Source organism: Salipaludibacillus sp. CF4.18, assembly GCF_051262595.1.
Classification (GTDB): domain Bacteria; phylum Bacillota; class Bacilli; order Bacillales; family Salisediminibacteriaceae; genus Salipaludibacillus; species Salipaludibacillus neizhouensis.
In genome coordinates this window covers 1-17,429 of record NZ_JBIMEV010000019.1, presented here as the reverse complement: position 1 = coordinate 17,429, position 17,429 = coordinate 1, and the positions used below count along the sequence as shown (strand labels likewise).

Below are 17,429 nucleotides of genomic sequence, written 5' to 3'. Positions count from 1 at the left end.
CATACTAACATTTCCAATAAAAAGGGAATTTATGAATATGAGGTTAAATTTATGTTTTAGGTGCCTTTATTTTTTAATAATTCTCTGATTAAAGCCAATCACGTAAAGCTAAAACAACTAAGTGTAACTAAACGGTTATTAACGTTACATTTACGATGAATAGTACGTTGCGAAGGTAACGATACTTGCTCTTTAGCGAAAATGAGTGGCCGGATTTCTTGTGAAGGTCGATCTTTCACCTCTTTGTAGCTTTAAATACAAAATTAGTGGAATAAATTAATCTATTCCTATGCTATGCTACTTATAAAATCTGAATAAACTTCTTTTTTAGGTACAAAAAAAGGGAATTAATGTTAATATTATTTCGACAGATACCAACTCACAATAAAATGATGATGTGCAATGGTTGGAAGGGTAGTGTGAATGTATGGGATTATTTTTTAAGCGAATGACTGATAAGGAATCAAATAACTGGGATAAAGGATGCATAGTTGGTTTTTATGTGTTTTTGATTCTATTATTTATTGATCACATATACAGTTATATTTCCAACAACGGAGTCTTTTCTAACGGTGTAATTTTTTGGGTTGGATTGATATCAGTTTTTGCAGTCGGGTTTATATTAGACATGAAAGATCTCAATTTATTATTTCTACGCATTCACCCCTGATTATGGCACATCCGAATGCAAAAATTATGAAGCTTACGGAAGCGGGAATGACAGAAGTAAAGCTGGAAGATACGGATCATTACTCTATTATGAGACAGTTTTTTGAAGATAAAGATCAGTTATTGCATCATCTTTTCCAATAGATGTAAGTACCAGCTTCAAATAGGAGGAACTACCATGAAAACGATTGGACTTATAGGTGGGATGAGTTGGGAATCTTCGGTTGAATATTATCGAATAATAAATGAAGAAGTGAGGAAGCAATTAGGGGGACTTCATTCGGCAAAGTGTCTATTATATAGCGTTGACTTCAAGAAATTGAGCGTTATCAAAGGGATGACGAATGGAACAAAGCGGGAAAACTATTAGGAGATCTTGCACTGTCATTAGAAAACGCAGGTGCCGACTTCATTCTCATTTGCAGTAACACGATGCACAAAGTAGTGGAAGACATTAGCCTGAAAACAAAGGTACCTCTATTACATATTGCAGATGCTACAGCACATCACATTCAAGAATCTAGTGTTAATACGGTTGGATTACTCGGCACAAAGTACACAATGGAACAAGATTTTTATACATCACGACTAGAGTCTCATGACATAAAAGTGCTTACACCTGGAAAACAGGATAGAGACCTAATAAACAAAGTAATCTTTGAAGAATTGTGCTTAGGCAAATTGAAGCCATCATCAAAAGAGTACTTTAAAAAAGTGGTCAATGGTTTGGTAGAGGATGGAGCAGAAGTAATTATATTAGGCTGTACAGAGATCGGTTTACTAGTAAAACCAGAAGATGTAGACGTTCAGCTATTTGATACAACCTATATTCATGCTGTTGAAGCGGTCAGAACGGCACTAAAAAATTAGAGCTATCCTTAGTTAATTGGGAGTCAAAGGTATTTTTGTCAATTATGTTATAATAAAGGTATAAAAAAAGTGTCTCATTGAAAGAAAAGAAGTAATCATATATGGATTTGAAAGACTTATTTTGAATATAGAAAGGATTGGTGATTTTGTATGTCAACAGGTATGTGGATATTCCTAGGTTTCATTGCACTATTGTCCTCTCCAATCTTGATTATGGTCATTCGCGACGTTTTTGGTTTAAACAGTAACAGATTTTATGGAGATGAAGCGAATAAGAAAAAAAGAAGTAAGGTAGAAGAAGCTTATGATAACAAATCCGCTCACTCAAAACCTATGCCTAAAAGTCATATAGGGAATGGAATGGGTAGTGGTCCGAGTGACCACGGAGGAAATTAATAAGGACTATTAACGGCCAGGAGGTATTTAGCTCTTGGCCTGATTTTTCGTTATTTCACATGTTAATTTATGCTATAATCAAACAATCAGAATCGAAAGAGAGAGGGATTCATTCGTGCGCAAATACATAGGAACGTTAGGTGTTTTTTTGGGTGTCATTATTTTTAGTGGGTATAGCTCGAATGTACAAGCTGCGAGTGATTTTTTTGATGAGGGTGAGTTTGATTTCGAATTTGAATTGTATGAGAGTGACATTCAAAATGAACGCTGGAATGATATAAATGGACGGAATAGCCTTAATTCGAGTTCTTCAGGACAAACGAATGCTCAGGATCAGAATATCTTTAGTGCAGGAACCGATGCGCCGTCTTCTGTTCAGGAATCAGGCCAACTGAATCCAACTGGCGGTATGTTGAATGGTCTTCAAGGAAGTCAGGATGATTTAAGTGGATTAATGTTAGAAGGAGTGTCTTCAGGACTCGGAATCGATTCTCTGATGAGTCAACTGAATCCGCTTAGTGGGCTTGGCTTAGGCGAGCTTCAACAAAATCCGGGTACGATGAATGAAGACGTAAATGAAGTGGATGAGAATGACGAAACAGAAGAATATAAGTATTATAAGGCGAGTGATGTCGAGGGTCTAATGGGAGTCATGAGTGTACAGCTACCCGAGCCATTTTCATCACCAGTTTCGATAGAAGAGCTTTTAAGCGGGTATTTGGATGAGGCTGTTGATAATACTGAATCCGAGATCGACTTAGCAATGGAAGATAATTTTGAGAAGACTTTGGAGGAAGAATTAGCTTTAACACCCTTTGAATGGCGGGTAGATTTCACCGGAATACTTATGTCTTACGAAGATATTCTTGAAGCTGGTGATGGTGAAGATCCTTGGAATGGCGTCATTCGTGAAGAAGGACTTATCGACTTTTGGGCGTTTATAAGGATGTCGAATAAGTTAGGAACCTATAATGAGACAGAAAAGGTTCTTAGTACGTTGCGATCACATTATGGAGAGTATCAAGATGATGTGGAAGAGAGAATTGCAGAGCTGGAGGAGAAAGATGTGGCCGGTGGAATTAGTGCAGATTAACAAGTGTCTTGGATAAATTGATATGATACACGATTGAGTTCTCATGCATCTTTTGGAAGCAGAGAACCGTCCCCTGCATTCTAAATCGAGTATTTATTAGGAGAGTTTATATGATTACTATTAAGGAAATTGCTAAACTAGCTAATGTATCTGGTGCGACAGTTTCACGTGTAATAAATAATTCGGGTTATGTAAGCGATGGAGTAAGGCAAAAAGTGATGAAAATTGTCGACGAAAATAAATATGTTCCGAGTGAACATGCGAAGGCATTAAGGACAAAGCACTCTAAAGTAATCGGAGTAATATTACCACGGATCAGTACGGAGACTGCTAGTAGAATTGTCAATGGCATAAATGAAGTATTAGCCCCAGAAGGGTACCAAATAATTCTTGCTTCCAGTGACTTAGAATTACGAAACGAAATTAAATATTTAAAATTGTTCAAAAGCCGTCAGGTGGAAGGAATCATTTTGAATGCAACGAACACGAGTAAAGAATTAATGGAAGAAGTGGACGACCTAACCATTCCATTTGTTGCAATCGGCCAAGAATTAAAAGGGGAATCTTATGTTAGTTATAACAATTACGAAGTTGCAAAAGGTCTGACCAATTACTTGATTAAAAAAGGCCATAAAAAAATTGCCTTTATTGGTGTAGATGAAAAAGACACGGCGGTTGGTTATGACAGAAAAAAAGGTTACCTTGATACGATGAAAGATCATTCTCTTTCCATCGATGAAAATTGGATAAAAACGGGCTCATTTGCTATGACATTTGGTGAGGAATCCATGGAATCGATCATGAATAACTCTTTAACGCAACCATCTGCAGTTTTCGCAGTAACAGATAGATTAGCTATCGGAGCAATGAGATATTTGAAAAAACATCTGTACAAAATACCGGACGATATAGCTGTTGTTGGGATAGGTGCTTCTGAATTAGCTGAATTTGTTGAACCTGGTTTAACGACTGTGGATTTTAATAATGAAAAGGCAGGACGGGAAGCAGCACAATTAATATTAAACAAAATTCAAGATAAGGAATATAAGAACAAAGAAATAATTTTAAACTATAGACTAATAGAAAGAGATAGTGTAAGATAACACTGTAACCGATTACAGATGAAAATAAAGCTTTAATGCCTTTATTTTTTTAGTGATTGTGTAATCGATTCCACACTAAAAAGATTGTTTTTAAAGTATTGTTAAATTTATTTTATGTATTCGATTACACAAATGGAAAGGTGGAGTTAAAGTTGTCAGTAAACTCTCAAATCGCTAAGGAACTCATTGAAGCAGTTGGTGGTGAATCTAATATTAGTTCCGTTGCACATTGTGCTACGAGACTAAGAATAATGGTGAATGATAAAGAAAAAATTAATCAGGAACAAGTGGAGAATATAGAAAAAGTGAAAGGTGCGTTTTTTAACTCTGGACAATACCAAGTTATTTTCGGTACCGGAACAGTAAATAAAATTTTTGCCGAGGTTGTAGATCAAGGTGTCTCGGAATCATCCAGAGATGAACAAAAAGCAGATGTAAAAAAACAAGGAAACTTGTTTCAAAGGATTATTCGCACGTTTGGAGACGTCTTTGTACCTATCATCCCGGTATTAGTAGCAACCGGTCTATTTATGGGATTAAGAGGTATGGTTATGCAAGAAAGTGTTCTAGCTTTTTTTGGAATGGCTCCGGAGGATATCTCGGATAACTTTCTTTTATTTACCGAAGTTTTAACAGATACAGCATTTGTCTTTTTACCTGCTTTGGTTGCCTGGTCGGCTTTCCGAGTTTTTGGTGGCAGTCCTGTCATCGGACTTGTTTTGGGTTTAATGCTCGTAAGTCCCGCTTTACCTAATGCTTGGGCAGTTGCAGCAGGTGATGCAGAACCGTTAATGTTTTTCGGAGTGCTGCCTGTTCTAGGGTATCAAGGCTCTGTTCTGCCTGCTTTTATCGCAGGGCTAGTAGGGGCAAAAATGGAGAAGTGGATTAGAAATAAAGTGCCAGAATCGTTGGATCTAATTGTCACCCCATTTCTAACATTGTTAATCATGATTTCTCTTGCGCTTTTCGTATTAGGTCCCGTTTTGCATTCTGTGGAAGAAATTATTCTATCAGCCACTGTAGCAGTACTTGACTGGCCGTTGGGTATAGCCGGTTTGTTAATAGGGTTTTCTAATCAAATTATTGTTATTACAGGTGTTCACCACGTTTTTAACATGATGGAAATAGGTTTATTGGAATCGTTAGGGTTTAACCCTTACAATGCGATTATTACAGCATCTGTTGCGGCCCAGGGTGGTGCTGCTTTAGCAGTAGGACTAAAAACAAAGTCCAAAAAATTAAAAGCTTTAGCACTTCCTTCTTCCTTGTCAGCTTTCCTAGGTATTACTGAACCGGCGATATTCGGTGTTAATCTTCGTTATGGAAAGCCGTTTATAATGGGGCTAATTGGAGGAGGAGTCGGTGGATTCTTCGCTTCCATAATGAACCTTCAAGGAACTGGTATGTCGATTACAGTTATACCGGGAACTCTACTTTATTTGAATGAACAACTATTTTTGTACATTCTAGTAAACTTGATTGCAATAGGAGTTGCTTTCTCCCTCACATGGGTATTCGGTTATTCAGATAAAGATAAAGTAAAAGAGAACAAATAGAAAAAACAGGTGGAATCAAGCATTGTCAAAGGCTTGATTCCACTTAATAGTTTCAAACGGAAAGGGTTTTAATATGAATATAGATCTTGAAAAACCGATGACACATTTAACTGAAAATAAAGAAGATCGATATAGGCCGAAATATCACATGACTCCGCCTGTAGGACTATTAAATGACCCAAATGGGTTTATTTACTTTAAAGGCATGTACCATGTTTTTTATCAATGGAATCCCTTTAAGACAGACCATAGTACAAAATATTGGGGACATTTCACATCGGAAAATCTCTATGAATGGCACCATGAAACTTCGGTATTAGCACCTGAAGATTGGTTTGATCACAGTGGTTGCTATTCTGGCAGTGCCATCGAAAACAAGGGGAACTTAATTGCCTTCTACACAGGAAATGTTAAAAATGAAAAGGGCGAACGAGAAACGTATCAATGTATGGCGACATCAAAAGATGGCATGTCATTGGATAAAAAAGGACCGATTCTCCATCTTCCCGATAACTATACTGCGCATTTTAGAGATCCTAAAGTTTGGAAACAGGGAAGTACTTGGTACATGATCGTCGGTACGCAAACGAAAGAGGAGGAGGGTATGGTTGCTTTCTTTAGTTCGGCAAATTTAACTGACTGGGAACATCATGGACCGATAGCAGGTTCCTACATGAACGGCTTAGATTATTTTGGCTATATGTGGGAATGCCCGGATTTATTTTCACTTAGTGGTCAAGATATTTTAATTGTCTCTCCACAAGGCCTTGAAGCCAAAGGGTATAAATATAACAATTTATTCCAATCCGGTTATTTTATTGGAGAAATGAATTATGAGGATAAAACGTTTATTCATGGTACGTTTACAGAGTTGGACAGAGGTTTTGACTTCTATGCACCTCAGACAACTATTGGGTCAAACGGGAAAAGATTATTAGTTGCCTGGATGGGTATGCCTGACGAGGACGAAAAAAACCATCCTACGATAGACAATGGCTGGATACATGGAATGACTATCCCTAGGGAATTGTCGGTAATGGAAGATAAACTATATCAAAAACCAGTAGAGGAAATGAAGTGTCTAAGAACGAAAGAAGTCAGGCATAATAAAGTATCCATTTCTACTGATTTTCATGAGTTTGATGGTATTTCAGGAAACTCGATCGAAATGGTAATAGATATTTTAAGCAAAGATTACGAAGTGTTTAATATGAGAGTGTCGGATGCTATTCAGGTATCCTATGATTCATCAACAAACATGTTTTCGTTAACAAGGAGAAAATATCATTCTGAAATAGATGAGGTTCGTGAATGTAAATTAGAAGACCTTTTTTCTTTAAATATTTTTATAGACGTGTCCACAATAGAAATATTTATTAATGGTGGGCAAGAGGTATTTAGCGCTAGGTATTTTACGGATAACGAGGATAGCTCAGTTTTGTTTAGTTGTGAAGGGGAACTCTCTCTTAACATAACGAAGTGGGATATGAAAAACAGCATAATATTTTAAAAAATGGTCCCAGTAGATTGTATTCTATTGGGAACTTTTTTCGATTATTTTCTGATGGATAGTTGAGAAACTTAATAAATGAATGAGTACTCGGTCTAGGTGTCATAATAATCATTGTTTGGTGACATTGGGAAAAGTGGTTTGGATGTGATTGTGGCTAACTAGTGCCGATAGCGACGGTCAGATGGATGAACTATATCAGAGTGGCTGTAAATGGTGTGGATAGAGCCATTCACGAAATGTACTCGATGCGATTGTAACAAAAAGACTTGATTCCATAGGTATTTGGTGAATGTGTTGTTCCGTTAATAAGCTTGAGTTGCGCACAGCACGGTTAGGAAGCAGAGAACCGTCCCTATGAACCCATGAGAGGAGGTGTTGGGATGTTGGCACAGATTTCGATGGTGGTTTTGTTGTTTATGGCTCAACCGATTGAGCTGCCTGACAGTTTAACGGTTACCCACGAGGGACATACGATAGCCATTGTGAACCGGGAAGATTTTTCGATCCCTTATCTAGGTACACCGTTGATTGATAATGAAAAGTACCTGGAGTTTATCGATAAACTGGATAAGCAAATTTACCGGGCGCCTGTTAATGCAAAGATTAATGAACAGGAAATTATCGTTCCTGAACAGGTGGGTTACCGACTTTATCGAGAGGAGTTTATGGAGCAGTTTTGGACGTATTTTATTGGCGATGGACCTTCGGAAGTGGAAGTGACAGAGATAGAGATATATCCGGAAGTGGATAGTGAGTTACTTGCTGGTATTCGTGTGCAGCAGATTGGGGAGTATGTCACTTATTTTAATGCGAATAATAAAAACCGCTCGCACAATATCTCCCTTTCTTCGGATGCTTTAAATGATTACGTCGTTTTTCCTAATAAGGTGTTTTCGTTTAACGAAGCGGTCGGAGAAAGAACGGTTGAAAAAGGATACAAACGTGCTCCTGTTATCGTTAAAGGAGAATTATTTGAAGGAGTTGGAGGCGGGATATGTCAGTTGTCCTCGACATTGTTTAATGCGGTAGATGAAGCTGGGTTAAAAATCGTGCAGCGGTATTCCCATAGTAGGAGCGTTCCTTATGTTCCACCTGGACGTGATGCTACAGTAAGCTGGTACGGACCAGACTTTCGTTTTGAAAACAATTATAACCAACCTGTACTGATTCGAACGAAACAAAATGGAGGTAGTATCTCTGTTTCTCTTCATTCTTCTGATGTGATTAATTATGAACCGCGAAAAATTCCTGCTGCTTCTGATCGTTTGCCGAAAGAAATAAATATCCATGACTAATGTGTTCATAAAATAAGAGGCGGTATAAAAGGAGGAATTTATCCTTTACACCGCCTAAGAGAAGCTTAGAATTTGCTGACAGCACGAGACACTAGATCAATTTCGTCCATATCTTCTTTTGATAAGGAGAATTGTAAAGTGCCGATGTTTTCCTGGGCATGATGGAGCTTCGAAGCTCCAGGAATCGCAACAACGGTATCTCCGTGGAAATGGATCAACCAGTTCAATGCTATTTGAGTCTGGCTAACACCATATTTTTCGGCAAACTTTTCTAGTAAATCAATCAAAGGTCTCGTTTTTTCAAGTCCTGATCTTTTAAATAGATTGCTATATTTCCTCGGTCCGCTAATGTTCTTGATCATTTCAGGATTTTTGTGGAATTTGCCGGAAAGAATTCCTTGTTCTAATGGAGAATATGCGATAATCGTGATGCCTAATTCCTTTGCCGCATCTAGTACTTCGTTCGTTTCAATTCGGCGATCTAACAAGCTATATTTCACTTGGTTTGATGCAAGGGAATACCCCGCTGATTTAAGAACTTGATCAGCTTCTCTCATTTTAGCTTCATTAAAATTACTGACACCGACATTTTTAATTTTATTATTTTCCAATAGTTCAATCATCGCATCCATCTCTGCTTTGACTCCGGAAAACGAAAACGGTTGATGAATTTGGTATAAGTCTATCGTTTTTCCTTGTAATGCTTTGATTCGTTTATCTATCGTAATCGTAATCGAACCAGCCCCACGCAATAATGGCCACCACTTCGTTGCGATTAACGCTTTTTTTCTTCAATCTCCAGATTATTTAATGCTTCTGCCAAAGCCGTTTCTGATTCCACTTTACCATATGCCTCGGCGGTATCAAACCAATTGATGCCACCTTCAAGACTTAGCTTAACGATGGTCTTGCTGTTTCATTTCCGGCCAAAAGCCGCCAACTAAGCCTTTGCCTTTGCTAAATTGCCAACAGCCTAACCCTAAAGCTGAAATCTTTAAATTTGATTGACCTAATTTTCTTAATGGTAGACTTGTATCTGTCATTATTTAATTTCCTCCTTTGAGTCTTTTCTGGATATTTATGTTATAGCAAGTATAACGCGGAGGAAGAAACAAGTCTTGTTTCGTGATTTGTGAAACGTATAGCATTTAATAACGTTCAGGTTGCCCTCACAAACAATTGCAGGCCTATGTACGTAAAACTTTATTGGTTTTACCGAAAGTACCCTTCCCATGGGAGTGATAGTAGGAAAATCAGTTTAAGAAATTACATGTTTGTTATTAAAACATTGTAAAGGATGTTCATAGTCCGAACTGTGATAATTTTCCATCTTTGAGGTCTTTTTTGCATTCATATAGTTTCAACTGCTAAAAGAAAAAGGAAGTAGAGAACCGTCCCTATTGTTTGGCTAATTTTTTTCGGTCTTCTGTCAATGGGGGTTGTTCTATCCATTGATTTTCGATCATTATTTTGAGTCCGTCTGCAGAATATAATCCCATTTCGGATAAAAGTCAGGAGTAATGTATGGACAAATCTCCGCGCTGACATGTCCCAATAGCCGTGCCGTAAAAACCAATAGTCGTTGAACCAAAAAGTAATTTATGAAACATCATTAGCCGGTCAGAAAACGGTGAAGTGGTTGAATTACTAATTTCGGCGTCATCTGATTTTGGTGTAGGAAGATCTTCCATGGCTAAAATTGATTCAAAAATTTCAATATGTTTTTTGTACATTTCTGACCCGCGCCACAAAAATTTCTTCACTTTATCTGCTTGAGCAACTTGAGCAAATGCCATTGAAACCGCTCTGCTTAATTGGATTTTTTTCAAATCCCAAAAAATATGGCTGATTTCAATACAGCTTAATGGTCTTTCGGATCCCAGAAATCCTTTTACGAAAGCTTTCTTTTCGATAAACTCAATAGAGGTGGGGGGACTGATGCTTGGAGGTCGGGACACAATTCCTTTTTCCAATAGCAAGTCCAAAGATTTATTGAATAGCTCCATCGTTTGATTCTGACATTGAGTATAATAATCTCTAATATCTCTTCGCACATTTGTCGTAATAGCTGCTGCATATCCAGCCAAACCGTTAACACTCATTATGTAAGTGTAGTTTAGGCATATAGTGTCCGAGAACAAACGAGGTGCCGTAAGATTCAAATCGTTTTCGGTAAATCCTTGAGGGATCGGGAATTTTTCTTCTTTTAAATAACTTTCTATGACAGTAATATGTCCTTCAGCTATCTTTAAAGCAGACTTCAAAATGATAAGAATAGATTCATCTTCTACATATTTGATCATGTGATTGTAAATACAGATTGCCATCGAGTCATTTTGATACTGCGTCCAAAGGTTAGATATTTCAGGCGCAGTAAGCTTTGTTTGATGAGGTGTTTTTACTGTTTCGTTTGTAATTTTATCCATCAATTTCCCCTCCAAATATCATGTTTAATTATTATGTGCGATTTTAATGATTTCTATTAGTTTAGAGTGATTTTGATAAAGAATAAAATTTTTTAATCGGCAAGCTGTATGGATACGAGTAAATAATACCATTACAGTTTTATGACGAAAAATGCAGTTTTACGGAAACTTTACAAACGAAACAAACTGCCTTAATAAACATGATTTATGATGTAAATGTACACGAAGTACAAGTTCCATTTTCATTATGTAGTGATTACCCCCCTTATCATTACATAGATTCTATTTCCAGGTCGTTAGTGGCCTGGTTTTTTTAAAAGGTAGATATCTAGAAGTAAGGGAACAACTTACTATGCTTGATCATTGTTAAACCTAAACAATATAAGGAGGAAAACGACATGAAATTCTTAATATCTTTTTTTCTTATCTCACTCATGATGATCCTTCCAGCTTGTGGGGCAGATAATGTAGAAGAACAAGTGTTAGAAAATTCTGCTTCTGTTAATGAAACAACAGAAGAAAACGAAACTACAGAGGAAATTAGTGTAAATACAGGAGAACCCGAAGAAATTAGTGGGACTCTTTCTTTTTACACATCCCAACCTGATGCAGACGCGGAAGCCCTTGCTGATGGGTTTAAAGCAAAATACGGAAATGTGGATGTAGAAATCTTCCGCTCCGGCACGGAAGAAGTGATAAGTAAATTGCTTGCTGAGGAAGAGGTAGGAGCAGTTCAAGCAGATGTTCTATTAGTTGCGGATGCGGTAACCTTTGAAGGTTTAAAAGAAAAAGATCTGCTTCTATCTTATGAATCACCTGAACTGAATGCTATTCCTGATGAATTTGTTGATGTTGACAATATGTACTCAGGAACTAAAATCATGTCAACGATTATGGCTGTAAATACGAACATGGTCGATGATTTGCCAACATCCTGGTCAGCTCTAACTACGGAAGAGGCTTTAAACGAAGTAATTATGCCAAGTCCACTTTATTCAGGTGCGGCAGCTTATAATGCTGGTGTTTTTAGCAGAACGAAAGACTTTGGATGGGAATTTTATGAAAACCTTCATGACAATGAAGCGACTGTTGTCCAAGGAAATGGTGCAGTTTTAAAAAGTGTCGCAGGTGGCGAAAAGGCCTATGGAATGGTAGTCGACTTCATTGTTGCGAGTTCAAAATTGGAAGGTGCGCCTGTGGAATTAATTTATCCTGATGAAGGTGTGCCGGTAATCACTGAGCCGGTGGGGATATTGGGAAATACAGATAACGAAGCAGCAGCAAAAGCATTTGTCGATTTTATTCTTTCTGAAGAGGGACAACAACTAAGTATTGGCGTTGGTTACACACCGATTAGGGAAGGACTTGCCCCACCAGAAGAACTTAAAGGTGTGGATGAGTTAACAGTATTATCGAATGACTTGACAGACCTTTTGAAAACACGCGAAGAAGATAAAGAACAATTCCGTAGCATCTTTGGAGATGAGTAAGAGATTGGTATGAATAATTTACAGCTTAAAAGGGGATTTTCTCCCCTTTCTATGTGGAAAAAAACGCGCCAACGCCTAACTACATACATACTTATTGGAGTCATCATCTTTTTCTTTGTAATTCCAATCATTCGCTTATTTATCCTTAGTTTGATCCAAGATGGGCAAGTCACACTAGCTACCTATGTCGATGTATTAGGTGAAGGGCGTACTTGGTACATGTTAGAAAATACGGTATGGATGGTTCTCGGTTCAACAGCGATTTCTGTGGCTCTCGGTATGATGTTTGCATGGATAATCGCATACAGTGACATTAGAGGAAAGCTCTTGATGCAACTTTTCATACTGATTCCGTTTATCGTTCCATCCTATATTGTGACATTATCATGGACACAATTGATGAGTCGGAACGGTCCAGTTGCTTCGATACTAGACTGGATGCCTTTTCAATATGAACCGATCAACATGTATTCTATGGGAGGAATGATATTTGTACTTGGGCTTTCTCACTTTCCTCTTGTCTATCTGTTCACGGTTGGAGTTTTGCGAAGAATACCAAGAGACCTCGAGTGGGTAGCACGGTCAAGTGGAGCAAAACGCAGGCAGGTTTTCCTGCGAATTACAATGCCGCTTGCTCTTCCGGGGCTTGCTAGTGGAGGTTTGATTGCGTTTATTGCAAATCTGGATAACTTTGGAATTCCCGCTTTTCTTGGTATTCCTGCTAATATACCTGTCCTTAGCACAGCTATCTATCAAGAGGTGGTTGGTTTCGGCCCCTCTGCTTTTTCTAGAGCAGCAACTTTGTCTGTGATATTAGGTCTAATAGCACTAGGCGGGACTTTGATACAATGGCTTTTTGTTCGAAAATCTAAACGATTAGAAACAGTACAAGAAGATCATTCACCCCGCTACTCTTTAGGACGCTTTAAAACAGTGTTGGAAATCAGTTTATGGAGTTTTTTACTGTTTGTCACAATCGTCCCAGTCATTTCGATGATGAGGTCATCGCTGATAAAAACGTATGGTTTACCATTTAAATTAGAGCATTTAACGTTTTCTCATTATTCGTTTGTTCTTTTTGAAAATGATCGCGTACTAGGGGCGATCCTGAATAGTTTTGTACTCGCTACTGTGACCGCCATTGTTTGCATCATTGTCGGTACGACTTTCGCTTATATGAGAACGCGGAAACCAAATAATTTGACACGGATACTAGAAATTTTCATCGGATTGCCATATGCATTGCCAGGAATGGTTTTAGCCTTAGCGATGATCTTCATGTGGTTACAGCCGATTCCCGGTTGGAATCCAGGAATCTATGGAACAATTTTTATATTATTAATTGCCTACATCACTAGATTCATGATTTTGCAAGTGAGGGGTAGTATCACAGCGATGAGTCAGATCGATCCATCTATGGAAGAGGCAGCTCAAGTTTTTGGGGCAAAGGCTACAAGTAAGTGGAAGCGAATTTTACTTCCACTTATGCTACCAAGCTTATTAAGTGGAGCTTTATTAGTTTTTTTAACCTCTCTGACAGAGCTAACAGTGTCCTCACTTCTATGGTCGAGTGGCTCTGAAACAATTGGGGTGGTTATTTTTAATTTTGAACAGGCTGGGTACACAACTTATTCCACAGCGTTTTCAACAGTGATTGTCTTAGGAATACTATTAGGGATGGCAGTATTTTATATCTTTCAACAAATGTGGAAAAAGAGGGTGGGGGAACCATGACAACCAAGGTTGAGAACGTGAGAAAAGTCTTCGGGGATTTTGAGGCACTGAAATCTGTTTCTGTGTCAATTGAAGAAGGAGAATTTATTGCTATTCTAGGTCCATCAGGGTGCGGTAAAACGACATTATTACGACTGATTGCGGGCTTCGAAGAACCAACAGCGGGAAGTATTTATATTGATAATAAGCTTGTTGGCAATGAGAATCATGTGAAACCACCAGAACAAAGAAATATTGGCATGGTTTTTCAGTCCTTTGCACTCTGGCCTCATATGAAGATATATGATCAAGTGGAATTTCCAATTATCCACCATTCATCTACACCAGATAGGATTAAAAGTAATCGTAAAAAGCGCATGGAAACGGTTCTCAAGCTTGTCGGTCTTAGTGATCTTAGTGAACGGAGGCCGAACGAACTTTCTGGTGGACAAAAACAGCGAGTGGCTCTCGCCCGAGCCATTGCTCACGAACCTTCTCTGTTATTAATGGATGAGCCTTTAAGTAGTTTGGATGCGGAACTTAGGGAAGAAATGCGAAAGGAGATTCAAATTATACATCGAAAAACAAAAAGTACGATTTTATATGTGACTCACGATCAGGGTGAGGCATTAGCCATGGCTGATAGAATGGTGATTATGAAAGATGGAGCTATTGAGCAAATCGGAACGCCGGAGGACATTTATCTAAGACCTAATACGAGTTTTGTCGCAAGTTTTGTTAGCAAGGCAATACTTATACCAGGTAGCTGGGAGGGATCAGTATTTTACCCTGATGCAGCACCAGATAATGAATGGGATGGAAAATGTATAGCATCAGCTTTTAAGGAAAACGGAACGTATCCGGTGCGTCCTGATGAATGGATCATGAGTAAAGAATTTAGTGGCATTCAAGTTGTGATTAATAACGCACTTTATCAAGGAAGAGAAATTCATTATTCGGCTACGGATCAAACCGGTCTGACGGTGAATATGATCACTCCCATATCCGAGCGATATGAAATTGGTGATAAAGTATCTATACAAAAAACAGGAACCAAAGTTGTTTCGGTCACATCAACAACTGCCCGGTAGGTAAAATATGTGAACGATTGGTTAGCTCTGATTTACCTGAAGATTTAACCTTTATAAAGAATAATTCCGCATGGTTTTCATGTACGACACATGAAGAGTTTGGTGGATTTTTCGATATTTTATATTACTTTAAGCCTCCAGAATCAGAAACTAACTGACTCTGAGGGGCTTTTTATTAGATTTGCTGGTTTTTGAAGAAGAACTTTTATTCATTGCCAAAATCAATATCATTCCTATAATACAAGCAGTTCCTACCCATTGGAAAGTTCCAAATGGTTCTCTTAACCAAAAGAGTGTAGTTAAAACAGCTGCTAGCGGTTCTAAACTGCCTAGAAGACTTGTTTCTTTAGGCGAAAGACTTTGTAAACTTTCAATATAGAACCAGAATGCAATCATCGTTCCAAAGACGATAACAAATAGAATATATAAAGAGGCTTCTACGGTTAGGTTTGTAACGTTCACTTGCCACGGTTGGTGGATGAAACTCAAGGCAAAACCACCAATGACCATCGCCCAGCCAACGATGACTAGGGAATCATATTGTTTAAGAAGCGGCAGGGCATATAACGTATAAAATGCTAATGCTACTGCAGATAAAACACCCCAAACGATTGCTGGTGCCGGAACAGATAATTGAGATAGAGACCCGTTTGTTAACAAGAAAAAACAACCAAATAAAGCTAGAGAAACCGTTACGACATCCAATCTTGTTAACATGGTTTGTTTGCGTAAAAATAAATATATAATCAACATTGCAGGTGCCAAATATTGCAGTAATGTTGCAACGGCAGCATTACCATGATTAATGGAAGCCATATAAGTGTACTGTACAGCGAGCATGCCGAATATCCCGAAAATAACTAATTGCATCGCTACCTTCCAGTTTTTCCAGACACCGAGTACTTGAGAACGGTCCTTTTTAAAAAATTGTACGGTTAAAAGTAACAATCCAGCAATGAGCAATCGTGTTGTAACCAGCCAATTGACATCGATGGCATATTCCTGAAAGAGTTTTTGTGCAACTGTGCCACCCACTCCCCAAAATGAAGCTCCCGTGATCACGAAAAAAAAGCCAGTTTTTCTGTTAGGTATATTCATAGTTATCCGCCCTTTTATATAGCAATAGTCTTATAATAAGTGAAAAATCAATTTATGGAAAGCAGGGGACGGTTCTCTGCTTCGTTTTTTGCTTCTCTGGGTATTTCATCTATAATAGGAATAATTAATTATATAAAGAGAGGAATGTTTTCTTTGAAAAAAATTGGAGTGTTAACGTCTGGTGGAGATTCACAAGGTATGAATAGTGCGATCCGCTCGATTGTCAGAACTGGAATTGCCAGTGGATTTGAAATGGTCGGTATTAGAAGAGGGTACGATGGCCTTATGGAGAAGGACTTTACGATACTGGAATCCAAAGATGTGGGGGATATCCTTTATCGCGGCGGAACGTTTCTCCGTTCTGCTCGTTCGGAGGAATTTAGAACAGAAGAGGGACAATCGAAAGCTGTAAATAATTTAAAAGACGCGGGTATCGAATACCTTGTTGTAATTGGCGGGGATGGCAGTTATCGTGGTGCAGCTGAACTTAATAAGCGAGGTATTAAAACATATGGACTCCCCGGAACCATTGATAATGATATCCCATTAACGGATTATACTATTGGATTCGATACAACGTTAAATGTAGTCACAGAGGCCATTGGGAATTTAAGAGATACAATGAGCAGTCATGATCGTGTAAGTGTTATTGAAGTCATGGGAAGAGATTGCGGAGATATCGCTCTTCATGCTGGGATCGCTAGTGGTGTGGATGCGATTTTAGTTCCTGAAATACCAGCTGATATTCAGAATATCTCAGCAAAACTAAAAGATGGCTTTGAACGCGGCAAAACGCATAGTATTGTGATAGTGGCAGAAGGTGTTGGCAAGGCTGAGGATATTGCTCATCAAATAAATGAATACAGTGGATTGGATACAAGGGCGACGGTGTTAGGACACATCCAGAGAGGTGGAACACCATCAGCTTTTGACCGTGTATTTACTAGTCGAATGGGGCATAAAGTGATTGAACTAGTTGAAAAAGACATTTACGGTGTAGCGTTAGGAATAGAAAAAAACGAGATCACCTATCATTCCTTTGAAGAAATCTTTGCAAGTAAAGACGAGTTAAATAAAAATTTATACAAAGTATTTGAAGACCTGGTTTGATCAAAA

14 protein-coding genes and 2 pseudogenes are annotated in these 17,429 nt (G+C 38.2%); 12 read left to right on the top strand and 4 right to left on the bottom strand.

The window, feature by feature from the left end; genetic code table 11:
- Positions 1 to 582 precede the first annotated feature (582 nt).
- The 8 genes and pseudogenes from ACHABW_RS12960 to ACHABW_RS12925 all read left to right on the top strand — a co-directional run bounded on the left by ACHABW_RS12960 (position 583) and on the right by ACHABW_RS12925 (position 8,495).
- Positions 583 to 813 (top strand): hypothetical protein, encoded by a 231-nt coding sequence (locus ACHABW_RS12960; protein WP_435755704.1) that lies wholly within the window; start codon positions 583 to 585, stop codon positions 811 to 813.
- Positions 814 to 847: 34 nt separating this feature from the next.
- Positions 848 to 1,539, top strand: a pseudogene (locus tag ACHABW_RS12955) (aspartate/glutamate racemase family protein).
- A 150-nt stretch (positions 1,540 to 1,689) separates the two neighbouring features.
- Positions 1,690 to 1,935 carry a hypothetical protein gene (locus tag ACHABW_RS12950; RefSeq protein ID WP_435755703.1) on the top strand — a complete coding sequence of 82 codons (246 nt, stop codon included), beginning with the start codon at positions 1,690 to 1,692 and terminating at the stop codon, positions 1,933 to 1,935.
- A 115-nt stretch (positions 1,936 to 2,050) separates the two neighbouring features.
- Positions 2,051 to 3,028: a hypothetical protein gene (locus ACHABW_RS12945; RefSeq protein WP_435755702.1), complete on the top strand. Its 978-nt coding sequence runs from the start codon at positions 2,051 to 2,053 to the stop codon at positions 3,026 to 3,028.
- Between the two features lie 110 nt (positions 3,029 to 3,138).
- Positions 3,139 to 4,131 (top strand): LacI family DNA-binding transcriptional regulator, encoded by a 993-nt coding sequence (locus ACHABW_RS12940; RefSeq protein WP_435755701.1) that lies wholly within the window; start codon positions 3,139 to 3,141, stop codon positions 4,129 to 4,131.
- 152 nt (positions 4,132 to 4,283) lie between these two features.
- Positions 4,284 to 5,687 carry a sucrose-specific PTS transporter subunit IIBC gene (locus ACHABW_RS12935; RefSeq protein ID WP_435755700.1) on the top strand — a complete coding sequence of 468 codons (1,404 nt, stop codon included), beginning with the start codon at positions 4,284 to 4,286 and terminating at the stop codon, positions 5,685 to 5,687.
- Between the two features lie 73 nt (positions 5,688 to 5,760).
- The gene (locus tag ACHABW_RS12930; RefSeq protein WP_435755699.1) at positions 5,761 to 7,197 is read left to right on the top strand and encodes a glycoside hydrolase family 32 protein; all 1,437 of its coding nucleotides are present in this window, start codon (positions 5,761 to 5,763) and stop codon (positions 7,195 to 7,197) included.
- Positions 7,198 to 7,580: 383 nt separating this feature from the next.
- Positions 7,581 to 8,495, top strand: coding sequence for a VanW family protein (locus tag ACHABW_RS12925; protein ID WP_435755698.1), 915 nt, complete (start codon positions 7,581 to 7,583; stop codon positions 8,493 to 8,495).
- Between the two features lie 65 nt (positions 8,496 to 8,560).
- Here ACHABW_RS12925 and ACHABW_RS12920 read toward each other — a convergent pair.
- From ACHABW_RS12920 to ACHABW_RS12910, 3 genes and pseudogenes are all read right to left on the bottom strand, one after another.
- Positions 8,561 to 9,372, bottom strand: a pseudogene (locus tag ACHABW_RS12920) (aldo/keto reductase).
- A 19-nt stretch (positions 9,373 to 9,391) separates the two neighbouring features.
- Complete coding sequence (locus tag ACHABW_RS12915; protein WP_435755697.1) at positions 9,392 to 9,538, bottom strand: hypothetical protein; 147 nt, start codon at positions 9,536 to 9,538, stop codon at positions 9,392 to 9,394.
- Positions 9,539 to 10,006: 468 nt separating this feature from the next.
- Positions 10,007 to 10,921 carry a DUF3231 family protein gene (locus ACHABW_RS12910; RefSeq protein ID WP_435755696.1) on the bottom strand — a complete coding sequence of 305 codons (915 nt, stop codon included), beginning with the start codon at positions 10,919 to 10,921 and terminating at the stop codon, positions 10,007 to 10,009.
- Between the two features lie 398 nt (positions 10,922 to 11,319).
- Between ACHABW_RS12910 and ACHABW_RS12905 the strand changes: the two genes are divergently transcribed.
- From ACHABW_RS12905 to ACHABW_RS12895, 3 genes are read left to right on the top strand one after another with little or no spacing between them, the layout of a single operon-like run.
- On the top strand, positions 11,320 to 12,411 hold the full coding sequence (locus ACHABW_RS12905; RefSeq protein WP_435755695.1) for an ABC transporter substrate-binding protein: 1,092 nt from the start codon (positions 11,320 to 11,322) through the stop codon (positions 12,409 to 12,411).
- A 9-nt stretch (positions 12,412 to 12,420) separates the two neighbouring features.
- Positions 12,421 to 14,145 carry an ABC transporter permease gene (locus ACHABW_RS12900; RefSeq protein WP_435755694.1) on the top strand — a complete coding sequence of 575 codons (1,725 nt, stop codon included), beginning with the start codon at positions 12,421 to 12,423 and terminating at the stop codon, positions 14,143 to 14,145.
- Entirely contained in the window at positions 14,142 to 15,215 is a 1,074-nt protein-coding gene (locus tag ACHABW_RS12895) for an ABC transporter ATP-binding protein (RefSeq protein ID WP_435755693.1), read from the top strand. Before ACHABW_RS12900 ends, ACHABW_RS12895 begins: the two co-directional genes overlap by 4 nt.
- A 150-nt stretch (positions 15,216 to 15,365) precedes the next feature.
- On the opposite strand, the gene ACHABW_RS12890 is transcribed toward ACHABW_RS12895, so the two are convergent.
- Positions 15,366 to 16,313, bottom strand: a complete 948-nt coding sequence (locus ACHABW_RS12890; protein ID WP_435755692.1) for an EamA family transporter — start codon at positions 16,311 to 16,313, stop codon at positions 15,366 to 15,368.
- Positions 16,314 to 16,457: 144 nt separating this feature from the next.
- Here ACHABW_RS12890 and pfkA point away from each other — a divergent pair, with 144 nt between their 5' ends.
- Positions 16,458 to 17,423 (top strand): 6-phosphofructokinase, encoded by a 966-nt coding sequence (gene pfkA, locus ACHABW_RS12885; protein WP_435755691.1) that lies wholly within the window; start codon positions 16,458 to 16,460, stop codon positions 17,421 to 17,423.
- Positions 17,424 to 17,429 lie beyond the last annotated feature (6 nt).

Coding starts and splice junctions, on each gene's coding strand:
- pfkA (WP_435755691.1), top strand. CDS start 16,458: ATGTTTTCTTTGAAAAAAATTGGAGTGTTAACGTCTGGTGGAGATTCA.
- ACHABW_RS12950 (WP_435755703.1), top strand. CDS start 1,690: ATGTCAACAGGTATGTGGATATTCCTAGGTTTCATTGCACTATTGTCC.
- ACHABW_RS12915 (WP_435755697.1), bottom strand. CDS start 9,538: ATGACAGATACAAGTCTACCATTAAGAAAATTAGGTCAATCAAATTTA.
- ACHABW_RS12900 (WP_435755694.1), top strand. CDS start 12,421: ATGAATAATTTACAGCTTAAAAGGGGATTTTCTCCCCTTTCTATGTGG.
- ACHABW_RS12930 (WP_435755699.1), top strand. CDS start 5,761: ATGAATATAGATCTTGAAAAACCGATGACACATTTAACTGAAAATAAA.
- ACHABW_RS12905 (WP_435755695.1), top strand. CDS start 11,320: ATGAAATTCTTAATATCTTTTTTTCTTATCTCACTCATGATGATCCTT.
- ACHABW_RS12940 (WP_435755701.1), top strand. CDS start 3,139: ATGATTACTATTAAGGAAATTGCTAAACTAGCTAATGTATCTGGTGCG.
- ACHABW_RS12895 (WP_435755693.1), top strand. CDS start 14,142: ATGACAACCAAGGTTGAGAACGTGAGAAAAGTCTTCGGGGATTTTGAG.
- ACHABW_RS12890 (WP_435755692.1), bottom strand. CDS start 16,313: ATGAATATACCTAACAGAAAAACTGGCTTTTTTTTCGTGATCACGGGA.
- ACHABW_RS12925 (WP_435755698.1), top strand. CDS start 7,581: ATGTTGGCACAGATTTCGATGGTGGTTTTGTTGTTTATGGCTCAACCG.
- ACHABW_RS12910 (WP_435755696.1), bottom strand. CDS start 10,921: ATGGATAAAATTACAAACGAAACAGTAAAAACACCTCATCAAACAAAG.